General features: G+C 47.6%; 7 protein-coding genes. 5 read left to right on the top strand and 2 right to left on the bottom strand.

Features of this window, described 5'->3' with window-relative positions; all coding sequences use genetic code 11:
• Position 1 precedes the first annotated feature (1 nt).
• From FPE01S_RS17445 to FPE01S_RS17430, 4 genes are all read left to right on the top strand, one after another.
• Positions 2 to 2416 carry an ABC transporter permease gene (locus FPE01S_RS17445; RefSeq protein ID WP_046370316.1) on the top strand — a complete coding sequence of 805 codons (2415 nt, stop codon included), beginning with the start codon at positions 2 to 4 and terminating at the stop codon, positions 2414 to 2416.
• 7 nt (positions 2417 to 2423) lie between these two features.
• Positions 2424 to 4817 carry an ABC transporter permease gene (locus FPE01S_RS17440; protein WP_046370315.1) on the top strand — a complete coding sequence of 798 codons (2394 nt, stop codon included), beginning with the start codon at positions 2424 to 2426 and terminating at the stop codon, positions 4815 to 4817.
• 203 nt (positions 4818 to 5020) lie between these two features.
• A complete protein-coding gene (locus FPE01S_RS17435; protein WP_046370314.1) occupies positions 5021 to 5692 on the top strand; it encodes an ABC transporter ATP-binding protein in 672 nt (223 codons plus the stop codon).
• 11 nt (positions 5693 to 5703) lie between these two features.
• Complete coding sequence (locus FPE01S_RS17430; RefSeq protein WP_072054012.1) at positions 5704 to 7155, top strand: TolC family protein; 1452 nt, start codon at positions 5704 to 5706, stop codon at positions 7153 to 7155.
• 1 nt (position 7156) lies between these two features.
• On the opposite strand, the gene FPE01S_RS17425 is transcribed toward FPE01S_RS17430, so the two are convergent.
• Positions 7157 to 8899 (bottom strand): carboxypeptidase-like regulatory domain-containing protein, encoded by a 1743-nt coding sequence (locus tag FPE01S_RS17425; protein WP_046370313.1) that lies wholly within the window; start codon positions 8897 to 8899, stop codon positions 7157 to 7159.
• Between the two features lie 87 nt (positions 8900 to 8986).
• On the bottom strand, positions 8987 to 10750 hold the full coding sequence (locus FPE01S_RS17420; RefSeq protein ID WP_046370312.1) for a carboxypeptidase-like regulatory domain-containing protein: 1764 nt from the start codon (positions 10748 to 10750) through the stop codon (positions 8987 to 8989).
• Positions 10751 to 10933: 183 nt separating this feature from the next.
• On the opposite strand from FPE01S_RS17420, the gene miaB reads away from it, so the two are divergent.
• Positions 10934 to 12361, top strand: coding sequence for a tRNA (N6-isopentenyl adenosine(37)-C2)-methylthiotransferase MiaB (gene miaB, locus FPE01S_RS17415; RefSeq protein ID WP_046370311.1), 1428 nt, complete (start codon positions 10934 to 10936; stop codon positions 12359 to 12361).
• The last annotated feature ends 3 nt before the right edge of the window (positions 12362 to 12364 follow it).

Genomic DNA, 12364 nt, shown 5'->3' with positions numbered 1-12364 from the left:
CATGTTCAAGAACTATCTGAAAATCGCCTGGAGAAACATTTTTCATCATAAAGCCTATGCAGCGATCAACATCGTTGGTCTTGCGCTGGGTATTGCAGCCTGTTTGCTGATTCTGCAGTATGTCAATTACGAACTGGGATTTGACCGGCAGCATGCCAGGAAAGAAAATATTTACCGGGTGATCCAGGACCGCTATGACAATGGCAAGCTCAGTACCCAGTGGGCAGCCGGGGCATATGCAGTCGGAAGTGCATTTAAGGAGGCATTTCCGGAGATTGATGATTACGTAAGGCTGAACCAGGCGGGCAGCCAGGTGCTTCGTCGCGGGAACGACCTGATCAAACTGGAAAATCCCTACTTCGCCAGCAGCTCTTTCTTCAAAATATTCAGTTTCCCCCTGGTGAAAGGTGACCCTGCTACTGCACTTAAAGAACCCTTTACCGTTGCTTTGTCTGAAACGCTCGCTAAAAAACTCTTTGGCAGTGTTGATGTTTTGGGAAAAGAACTGAAAGTTACGGGCGACCGGATTTACAAAGTAACTGCTGTATACAAGGATATGCCCAGCCAGTCTCACATGCATTTTGAGGCGTTGTTCTCCTTCGCCAGTTTTGTTCAGCTGATTGGCCCCGACAACAACCCCGACAATGCCTGGAACTGGGACGGATGCCTCACCTACCTGTTGCTTAAACCAGGTACTGACCCTAAAAAGCTGGAAAAGAAATTTATGGCAGTGGTCACCCAGAAAAACGGCGAATCCCTAAAGCAATATAACGCCGATGTAAAATATTACCTGCAGCCGCTTACCGATATCCATCTCTATTCCAACAGGATGCTGGAAGCTGGTGCCAACGGTGATGGCAAGACCACCTACCTGCTGATGGGTATTGCCTTCTTTGTAGTACTGATCGCATGGATCAATTATATTAACCTCGCTACAGCCAGGGCGATCAGCCGGGCTAAAGAAGTGGGTATTCGGAAAGCGGTGGGGTCGCAGCGCAGTCAGCTGATCGGGCAGTTCCTGTTTGAATCAGCCCTGCTGAATGCGATGGCAGTTGCGCTCGCCTTCGTGATCATCCTGGCAGTTGTACCGCTGTTCAACCGTCTTACAGGTCAATCGATCAGTATTGGTCAGCTTGGCGGTGGTATGTTCTGGCTCAACTTCCTGCTGCTGTATATTGCGGGCAGCTTTATCAGTGGAATCTATCCGGCGCTGGTACTGAGCAGTTTCAAACCAATCGTGGTGCTGAAAGGTAAACTCGTTCATACCACTCAGGGTTCTTACCTCAGAAAAGGACTGGTGGTGTTGCAGTTTGCCGCCTCCCTGTTCCTGCTGATCGGTACACTGGCTGTTTCCAAACAGATCCGGTACATGAAGAAACAGGAACTGGGAATGAATATTGACCAGACACTGGTGATCAAAAAACCGATTGTGGTCACCGATTCCACCTTCCTGAACCAGTTGACTTCCTTCAAGAATTCGCTGGAAGGACAATCCGGCATACAAAAGGCGAGTTCCTCCACTTCGGTTCCCGGCGAACCGGTAGGCTGGAATGCGGGCGGCATCCGGCTACTCAGTCAGCCCGAGAATGTTGCCAAGCAATACCGGGTGATCGGGGTAGATTATGACTATGTAGACATGTTTGACCTTAAGGTAAAAGCCGGCCGCAATTTCTCGAGAGATTTCGGGGAGAAAAAAGGTGTAATCTTTAATGAGTCGGCCGCCAACCAGATTGGATTCACCAAACCAGAAGACGCGATCGGCAAGGATATATTTTTCTGGGGAGATACCCTTCGTATCGTTGGTGTTGTACACAATTTCCACCAACAGTCACTTCGCGATGCATTTGAGCCGCTGATACTGCGACTATTTCCTGATGTGAGGGGTTATATCAGCCTGAAAGTTCATGCCGCTGATGTGAAAGGTTCGATCACTAAAGTGGAAAAAGAATGGAACAGATTCTTCCCCGGTAACACTTTTGAGTACTTTTTTCTTGACGAGCATTTCAATTCCCAATATAAATCCGACCAGCAATTCGGCCTGGTATTTGGCATATTTACCACGATGGCCATATTTGTAGCCTGTATGGGACTTTTTGGCCTTGCGTCTTTCACCACTTTACAGAAGACGAAAGAGATAGGCATCCGTAAAGTATTGGGCGCATCGGTTAACTCCATCCTCAAAGCGCTTTACCAGGAGTTCGCGTGGCTGATCCTCGTAGCTTTTGTGATCGCTACTCCCATTGCCTGGTTTGCCATAAACAAATGGCTGGAAGGATATGCTTTCCGCATGCGTCCTGACACCATCACTTTTGTATTGCCACTGCTGGTGATCTTACTGGTAGCACTGATCACGGTCAGCTACCAGACCATCAAAGCCGCTTTGGCCAATCCCGTACATTCATTAAGAACCGAATAACACTGCCATGTTCAGAAACTATTTCGTGATCACACTGCGCAATCTCTGGCGGAACAAGGCCTATTCCGCGATCAACATCGTTGGTCTCAGCATTGGCCTCGCCTGCTGCATGCTGATCGTTTTATATACCAAAGATGAATGGAGCTTTGACCGCTTCCACCAAAAACAGGAAAGGTTATTCCGGATCACCAATACTTCAAAAAGTCCGGACGGAAATGTGCGTAAAAGTGGCATTACAGGCCTAATGCAAGGGCCGTCCTTTAAAGAGGCAGTGCCGGAAATTGAAGCCTTTTTACGTTACTCCAGTACCGGTTTCACGATAAGGCAGGGAACGCAGGTCTTTGACCAGGGGGCAACTTTTGTAGACGATAATTTTTTTGAGGTCTTCAGCTTTCCCTTGCTGAAAGGCAACCCGGCGACTGTGCTTAAAGAACCTCGTTCTGTAGTATTGACACCGTCATTGGCCAAAAAGTATTTCGGGGACAAGGATCCGTTGGGACAAACACTTGAGTTGAAAAACGGTGAAAATTTCGAACCCTTTACAGTAACCGGTATTGCGGGGGAAAGTCCATCGAACTCTTCCATTCAGCTGGGTATGCTGATCCCGTTCAAGATCCGCCTGGGGGATCAACCCCTCCTGAACGAAGAGTGGCTGAATTATTCCCTGAATACATTTATCCTGCTAAAACCAGGAACTGATTTCCGGAAGGCGGCAGCCAAATTTGACAAGATCTATCAAACACTGGCTGCTGAAGAAATCAAAAAGGCAAAAGAACAATACAATTGGGAAGACAATGTCCACTTTGACCTGCAGCCGTTTGCCGATATTCACCTGAACACCGAGTATGGCGCAGCTAACGGACTCGATCACGGAAGCGATCCACGCTATGGCTATATCCTTTCAGGCATTGCTTTTGTGTTGCTCATTATTGCCTGTATCAATTTTGTGAATCTTACGGTGGCACGGTCACTAAAGCGGGCCAGGGAAATAGGCATCCGCAAAGTTGTTGGTGGCCAAAGGCGGCAGCTGATCGCACAGTTCCTGGGAGAATCGTTTCTGTTGTGTTTGCTTTCCTTCGTGCTGGCTGTATTTTTTGTTGAGCTGGCACTCCCCCTGTTCAATACGCTCAGTAACAAGGCACTTTCCTTCAGTTACCTTTTTGACGCAAAACTGATGTTAACCTATGCCGGTATTTTCCTGTTAACAGGATTGCTGGCGGGCTGGTATCCTGCATTGGTATTGTCGGGATTTAATCCCGTTCAGACGCTGTATGGCAAGTTCCGGTTTACCGGAAAGAATTACCTGTCACGCGGGTTGCTGGTGTTTCAGTTTACCCTTGCTTCTCTCCTGATCATCGCTACGCTGGTGATATCACAACAGTTCCGGTATCTGACTAAAGTGGACCTGGGTTATGACGACAGCCGTGTCGGAATCGTATCTACCTCCAGGATTGAAATGGCAAAATGGCCGATGATCAGGGAGGAGTTACTGAAAATACCGGAAATTGAATCTGTGACCGTCGATCAGGGTGGCTACTGGGGAACGGTTGCAAGGGTGAACGGAAATAAGGATATGCAATTTGATTTCAAAATCGTTGATGACAATTACCTTCCCTTGTTCAGGATCCCCTTTGTATCAGGCAGGAATTTTAATACCCGGATTGCCAGTGATACCGCATCCGGCGTAATCGTCAATGAAGCATTTGTAAAAGAAGCCGGATGGAAAGCACCATTGAACGAGACCGTGGACTTTTTTTACAACAACAAAAAATACAAGGTAATTGGCGTAATCAAAGACTATCACTCGGCGGCGTTGACACAGAAGATCAATCCGCAATTGTTCGTTGCCAATCCGACCTATTCTTACAGCCAGGTGTTTATCAAATTCAGAAAAGACAAGATGGCCGCCGGCCAACCCAAACTGGAAGCAGTTTGTAAAAACCTATTTCCATTTCAGCCCTACAGCTTTGTGTCAATGGAGGAAAAAAATTTCAACCAGTATGATTCAGAGGCACGCTGGCAAAAGATCATTGGATTCAGTACAATACTCACTATCCTGATTTCCTGCATCGGATTGTTTGGACTGGCTACACTTGCAGCAGAAAAACGTACGAAAGAGATCGGCATCAGGAAAGTACTGGGAGCATCCGTACCGGTGATCGTACGTACCCTTTCGGCCGATTTCCTGAAACTTGTCTTGCTTTCTGCCGCTATTGCCAGTCCGATTGCCTGGTGGGCAATGTTCAGGTGGTTGCAGAATTATCCTTACCGGATCGAATTAAACTGGACGGTATTTGCCCTGACGACCGGCCTGATTGGAACACTGGCGTTTCTGACAATTGCTTACCAGGCTATCCGCGCCGCTATGGATAATCCTGTAAAAAGCTTAAAGTCAGAGTAGACCCAGGCATAAACGAAGTTCCATTTAAACCCGTCCGGAACAAACCGGATGGGTTTTTTATTGATAAATGGTGGATCGTTCGCCTGCATCAAAAGAGAACAATAACTGTATCATTTCCGTACAACAAAGATTTTTTCACCCTCACAATCTAATGGTTTTCAATATATTGCAATGTTGGCATATAATTCCATTCCATAAAGCATATGATTACACTAGAACATATTTCCAAATGGGTGACTACGGCAGGTTTGCGTACATTTCTGCTGAAGGATATCAACCTTACCATTAAGGAAGGAGAGTTTGTTTCGATCATGGGCCCTTCCGGCTCCGGAAAATCCACCCTGCTGAATGTTATCGGCATGCTGGATGACGCAGACGAAGGGAAGTACGACTTCATGGGCAACCAGGTGCATTCAATGAAGGAAAAGCAGCGGTCTCAACTCTACAAACAATACATCGGATTCGTATTCCAGGCATATCACCTGATCGATGAGCTTACGGTTTATGAAAATATTGAAACCCCATTGCTGTACCAGGACACCAAGTCGACGGAACGAAAGGCAATGGTGGGCGATATGCTGGACCGGTTCCAGATGGTAGGCAAGAAGGATCTCTTCCCCACGCAATTGTCCGGTGGACAGCAACAGCTGGTCGGTATTGCCCGTGCACTGATCAGCAGCCCGAAGCTAATCCTTGCCGATGAACCTACCGGCAACCTGAATTCCCGTCAGGGCGAGGAAATAATGGAATTATTCAAAAAATTAAATGAGGAAGACGGGGTGACCATCATCCAGGTAACCCATTCCGAGAAAAACGCAGCCTACGGCAATCGTATCATTCATTTGCTGGACGGCCGAATTGAACATCCCAGATAAAGAACGCATTCATGAAATATTCTTTTCTTAACCGCCTAGGCATTGCCGCGGCCTGCTTTTTATTGTCTTTCAGCCCCTTTATCAGCTTTGGACAGACCGATACAACGGGGCAACTTACCCTGCAGCAGTGCGTTGACATAGCGCTTCGCAATAACCTTGATCTCAAACAAACTGAAATCACGGCTGCAGGAACTGCCCTGGATTACAAACAGGCCAAGAACAACCTGCTCCCCTTTTTCAGTGGCAATGTGGAACATGGTCTCAACCAGGGCCGCAGCATTGATCCTTTCAGTAATACTTACCTGAATCAGAACATCAATTATGCAAACTGGGGGCTGAATGGAGGCATTCTGATCTTCAATGGTCTTTCTGCATTGAACAATGTGAAGCAACAAAGGCTTGCCAGGGATGCCGGCAACATGGATGTGCAGCAGAACAAGGATCTCCTTACGTTGAATGTGATTGTGGCTTACCTGCAGGTGTTGACGGCGGAGGATCTCCTGGTACAGATCAGCAACCAGGCGGAGCTGTCGCGTAACCAGGTAGCACGTTTGACCATTCTCAATAACGAAGGAAGTGTTACGCCTTCCCAGTTGTTTGATCTGAAAGGGCAGCTTGCTAATGATGAAGTAAGTTTGATCAACACGAAGAACCAACTGGATGCGGCTAAACTGACCCTTTCCCAACTGATGAATCAACCCTATGACGGCAGCATGCACCTGGAACGGATCAGTCCGGAGCAGTTTCTTACTGCCTACCCCGCAAAACCGGATTCCATTTATGCGGTTGCGCTGAACACACTCGCGCAGGTGAAAGCGGTAAAGCTCCGCAAGGAAAGTGCAGAGATCGGCGTAAAAACCTGGAGGGGTCAATACTGGCCTTCCTTAAGCCTGAATGGCGGACTGTATACCAATTACTCGAGTGCGGCAACAACTGCCAACCTGATTTCTACTGTAGAACAGACCAATGGTGATTGGGTTAATATCGGCACCACGAAGGAGCCCGTCTATACCACTGTCAACAATTATGATAACGTGAAGATCGGGTATGGTGATCAGTTCAGGAATAACTACAGTACCAATGTGAACCTGAGCCTGCGCATACCCATCCTGAATTCCTTTACCACCAGGAACAGGGTTGCGAGGGCGAAGCTGGACCTGCAAAACGCCTCTGTGGTGGAAAGCTCAACAAGGATCAGGTTGCAACAACTGGTAGAACAGGCTTATTTCAATATGACGGCAACCTTTAACCGCTACAATACCTTGTTGCAGCAGGTGGATGCGTTTGGAGAATCTTTCCGGGTAACCGAAACGCGTTTTAATGAAGGAGTATTGAATTCAGTGGATTACCTGGTGGCAAAAAATAACCTGGACCGGGCCAATACGAACCTGATCCAGGCTAAATATGAGTATGTATTCAGGACAAAGATCCTGGATTACTACCAGGGTAAGCCGTTGTGGTAGATTATTGTGAGGTTTTCATATTGAAATTTACAATAATTGGTAGTACGGTACGACCGGAATCTCTCGTTATGGTCGCGCTGACACTTCCCGCAACATAATTATCAAATGCGGTAATTGTTGCTGATGCTGTACCTGTCGGGTAATAGAAACGTCCGGCTTCGTCTGTATAATATACGGCCGACACGGGTACTTCTCCAAGAGCAAGGTCTTTCGAAAACCAACAGCTAATTTTCGGATTTGCACCTCTGCGTTGGACAATAATACTTCTGGGAGTATAGGAAAGGCTGTCAGTGGGAGAGACAAAGGAAAACGTATTTCCATCGATGCTGATCGTAGCGGTGGAATTTGTTAGTGCATCACAGAGTGTCTTCCCGGGTAAAGTATTGAGGCCGTCAGCAACTTCATCCAGGGAAAATGTTATTTCTTTCCCTCCTGTAAAATCAACCAGGTAGAGCAAAGCAGGTTCTGCCTGCCCCGAACAACGCAATAATGACAGGGAATAATGTCCGTTTTCAATGGTGGTTGCAACAACTTTTCCGTTATAGTGCACTTCAGCGCGTCCCGAAGTAACAGGTTCGTTATTACAATTGACCGCGTCACCCACAAATTGGATTAATTTATCCGGTGCGATCTGAATTTTGATTATCCCCAGGTCAGCCATTTGGGTAAACGGACCATGATCTACCGAATAAATATTCTCATCACATTCACCCTTTACAGTGATATGCAGAGGCTTTCCTTTGGGTACAAAACCCTGAATCATACCGGACTCGTTGGCATAGCCGGAAGTTGTACCAGCATCCCCGGCGCTGATGTCCACTTTTACAAATGAAAGTGGTGCTCCCTGAGGCGTTTGCAGTACGGCTTCCAGCATCACATAATCATTTGGAACATCACAGTTCCAGAATGAAAAATGCGCAACCTGCCCAACATATTCATTTCCGGTTTTTACTGCACTGCCTTCTTCTTTCCAAAGGCCCTTGGTTTCATCAAAATACCAGAGCGGAATAGAAGCAGGTGCTTTTGACAATAAAGCGGCCGGGATGGGGAAATGAAGCGTAGCGGGTTTGCCGGCAGCAAGTTTCACCGGCTGGTTGTTTTCGCTGCGCATTTCCACCGCCAGCATGCCAAAGGAGGTTAATACTGTAGCCGCATTGTTCCGGTCTATTGCCAGCAGGTTGCCCGGCATTTCGGTTTCAAAGCCCGGCGTTGTCGGATCAATGAAATGAGCCATCACATCAACTTTACCGGTATACGGTGTACTGTCGGCACTGATAAAGGCATTGGCTGCGAAGGTAGCTGAACCGCCATTGTTGAAAGTCACCGTACCGCCTGTTCCGGCGACGACAGACCCCTGTTTTTCTTCCCTGATCAAACGGAATTCGACATAGTGAAAAGCTTTACTGACAATGAGTGTACGAAAGCCATTGAGGTAGCCCGGTTTGGATGCTTTCACCAGCCCGGCAAGGGAATCAACCGTTGCGTTGATCAATTCAAATTCACCGTTCTCATTCGTAAGAGAAGACCTGGTGCCTGCGGTAACAGTTACGGCGGACAGTGGGATCCCCTGGAGGTCGACTACCCTCCCGCGAAAGCTCGCAGATACAGGTGAACTGTTACCCGGGGTGGCATCGGTTATTACCGGAGGGGGCTGGAATTCATCGCTGTGAGGTTTCTGGCAATTCCAGCTAAGGCATACTAACAGGAAATAAAATAAGAATTTCTTTTTACGGAAGAAGTCCATAAGGATGGGTTTAAGGTAACGGCCAGGTTTAGCCGAAAAAATTTATTCCGGCCAAAAATATAAATTATTTCGGATATATTTTAATTGTCAGAATTGTCGCTTGATCCGGAACGTGGCTTTTATGGGATGCAATTCCCCCTGGGGATCTTTCGCCTGGATATCTATTTTACCGGCAATGAATTCGCCAATGCTTCCAAAAGAAGTGATTTCCACTTTTGATTCATTGGGATACAAACCGAGTTGAGTGATTTCAGTATTCGGCTCGTTGTTCCGGTACCGCATCGAGAATAGCGGATAGTTCCCTGTTCCGCTGATCTGGTCTGCCCAGAAATACAAAGTCACGGAACTGTCCGGCCTGACGATATCGAAAGATCCGTCCAGGTTGAAAGAAACTACATCAGCCGGCGTATTAAACGTGTAGGTTTGTCCGCCTGTTTCAATTGTTGCCGTCGAAGCATCAGAAACATCACAGATTGCAGTCACGGGAACTTCATTAATTCCATTGGCTACCTGCGAAAGCGTCACCAATTTTTCCTTTTGGCTGGTATTGTCGTAAAAATACAATCTGACTGCGCCGGTAAAATTCTGGCAATTGATTGTGCCCAACGCAAAATGACCATCAGTAATGGTCGCGGCCAATGATCGGTTTCCCAGGTCAATCGTTATGCTGCCATCAGCTAAAGGGTCTCCCGAACAGTTTACTACATCGCCTTCAAATTGCAACAACTGGCTTTCAACAGGCTGCACCTGAACCGTTCCCAGGTAAACATCACCGGTATACGGGCCATAGCTTCCTGTATAGGTAGCATTGCCACATTCATCCAGAACAGTCATCTGCAATTGCCGGCCTTTGGGAACATATCCCTGGATAAAGCCATCTCCATCGGTAATGCCGTATACCGCCCGTGAAGTATCAGTCTGCATCCGAACTGATGCAAAGGAAAGCGGCGCTCCTGTATTGGTTTCCAGATCTGCCTGCAGCACAACATAGTCTTCAGGTACGGCACAACTCCAGAAAGAAAAGTGTATTACCGTCCCGATATATTCATTTCCGGTTTTAATTGCGGTCCCCTCCTCCCGCCACAAACCTTTGACGGCATCGAAATACCATAATGGAACAGATACCGGTGCCTGGGCCCGAAGGGAAGCCGGAACCGGAAAATGCAATGTTGCCGGCTTGCCGGTAGCCAGATGTACCACCTGATTATCTTCTCCGCGCAATTCAACGGCCAGTACTCCAAATGATTTCAGCAAAGCAGCATGTTTATGCTGATCAATGGCAAGCTGGTTTCCGGGCATTACTGCTGCAGCTCCTGCTTCCAAAGGATCAATGAAACGGGCCATCACGTCTACCCTGCCCTGGTAGGCGCTGCTATCGGAGCTAATAAACGAACCTCCCGAAAACACCAAAGCGCCTCCGTTACTAAAATCCACTCTTCCTCCGGCGCCAGCCTGAACGCTGCCATGCTTTTGTTCCGGCAGGATCTTAATCACCACATAATTGATGCTGCGGCTGGCTATCAATGTACGGTAGCCGTTCAGGAACCCCGGTTTATTAACGCTGATCACTGCTGCGAGCGAGTCAACGGAAGCGTTCTGCAACTCGAATTCACCATTAATATTGGTACCGGTCGAAGTATTCCCGGCACTAACCGTGGCCCCTGGTACCGGGAAACCAGCCAAATCCAGGATTCTGCCCCTGAAATCTGCCTTAACAGCCAAACTGTTGCCGGGCTCGGGGCGATCGGTTGGCGGCGTGAAGGCTTCGTCGTGGGGCTTCTGACAGCCCAAGCCTGACAGTATACAAAAGAGGATAACCCGGATGAATCCGGGTGAGCAATAGATTTTCATAAATAAAGTTTTGCTGTAAAGTTGGTAGTGGAGGAATGACCCTGATATGCACGTCAATGTTGCACGGATATAGAAAATACCAAACGTTTTACACCAGCACTATCCTGTGGGAGGTAATATTCGCTCTGCCAATTTGGCACTTTGAGCTAAAAAAGGTTATTTTTGCTCCCTTAATTTTGATGGATGCTGGAGATACTTTCGAAGGAACATGATGAAGCCCGCCAGGGAGAGGCATTCACGGCAGGGGCTGGTGAACAGCGCAGCTATGCCCGTCACTTTTATATTGAGAGTTATGGCTGTGCGATGAATTTCGCAGACAGCGAGGTGGTTGCTTCTATCCTGATGGAAACGGGGTTTGGTCCTGTCAAAGGCCCCGAACAGGCGGATCTGATACTGGTTAATACCTGTTCCATCCGGGAAAAAGCAGAACAAACCGTGCGGAAAAGATTGACGGAGTTCCGTCAATTCAAGAAGAAAAAGCCGGAATTAATGGTTGGGGTGCTCGGTTGTATGGCTGAACGCCTGAAAAATAAACTGCTGGAAGAAGAAAAACTGGTTGACCTGGTGGTGGGTCCGGATGCCTACAGAAGTTTACCTGCGCTTGTAAAGGAGGTGGAAGGCGGTCAGAAGGCCGTAAATGTTTTACTGAGCCGGGAAGAAACCTATTCCGACATTTCGCCTGTACGCCTTCAATCCAATGGCGTCAGCGGGTTTGTTAGCATTATGCGGGGTTGCAATAACATGTGTTCTTTTTGCGTGGTGCCGTTTACCCGTGGGCGTGAACGCAGCCGCGATGCCAACAGTATTGTTGCCGAAAGCCGTCAGTTGTTTGAAGACGGTATCCGCGATATTACATTGCTTGGACAGAATGTAGACAGTTATTATTATTTTGATGAGCAGCTGGACAAAGCCATCAGTTTCGCGAGTTTACTGAAGATGGTTGCCGGGATCTCTCCGCTGCTTCGGGTACGGTTCTCTACCTCTCATCCGAAAGACATAACTGATGAAGTACTGGAAGTGATGGCGGCACATGAGAATATCTGCAAATACATCCATCTTCCCATACAGAGTGGAAATAACCGCATTCTGCAACTGATGAACCGCACCTATACCAGGGAATGGTACATGGCGAAAGTCAACAGGATCCGGGAAATTCTTCCAGGTTGCGGCATCAGTTCCGATATCATTGCAGGCTTCTGCACTGAAACGGAAGAGGATCATCAGGACACCCTCCGGATGATGGAGAGCAGCCAGTATGATTTCAGCTATATGTATTTCTACAGTGAAAGACCCGGAACACTGGCAGCCCGCCGTTATGAAGACGATGTTCCCGAGGCTGTAAAAAAACGCCGGCTCCAGGAGATTGTTGATCTCCAGGGCAAGCTGAGCAGGGAGAGCAATCTCCGGGATTTAGGTAATATATATGAAGTGCTCATTGAAGGAGAAAGTAAAAAGAGTGACCAGGAATGGATGGGCCGGAGTTCTCAGAATAAGGTAATCGTTTTTCCGAAAGAACAATTTCAACTAAAGAAGGGAGATTATGTTAAGGTGGAAGTAACCCATTTCACCCAGGCAACCCTGTTAGGAAAAGTAAAAGTTATTGAGGCTTGACCC

It is taken from the genome of Flavihumibacter petaseus NBRC 106054 (genome assembly GCF_000974785.1).
GTDB classification, from domain to species: domain Bacteria; phylum Bacteroidota; class Bacteroidia; order Chitinophagales; family Chitinophagaceae; genus Flavihumibacter; species Flavihumibacter petaseus.
This window is presented reverse-complemented; position numbering and strand designations above follow the sequence as displayed.

What these genes read in the sequence shown, in the direction of transcription:
- FPE01S_RS17425 (WP_046370313.1), bottom strand. Translation starts at nt 8,899, where the DNA reads ATGGACTTCTTCCGTAAAAAGAAATTCTTATTTTATTTCCTGTTAGTA.
- FPE01S_RS17435 (WP_046370314.1), top strand. Translation starts at nt 5,021, where the DNA reads ATGATTACACTAGAACATATTTCCAAATGGGTGACTACGGCAGGTTTG.
- miaB (WP_046370311.1), top strand. Translation starts at nt 10,934, where the DNA reads ATGCTGGAGATACTTTCGAAGGAACATGATGAAGCCCGCCAGGGAGAG.
- FPE01S_RS17445 (WP_046370316.1), top strand. Translation starts at nt 2, where the DNA reads ATGTTCAAGAACTATCTGAAAATCGCCTGGAGAAACATTTTTCATCAT.
- FPE01S_RS17420 (WP_046370312.1), bottom strand. Translation starts at nt 10,750, where the DNA reads ATGAAAATCTATTGCTCACCCGGATTCATCCGGGTTATCCTCTTTTGT.
- FPE01S_RS17440 (WP_046370315.1), top strand. Translation starts at nt 2,424, where the DNA reads ATGTTCAGAAACTATTTCGTGATCACACTGCGCAATCTCTGGCGGAAC.
- FPE01S_RS17430 (WP_072054012.1), top strand. Translation starts at nt 5,704, where the DNA reads ATGAAATATTCTTTTCTTAACCGCCTAGGCATTGCCGCGGCCTGCTTT.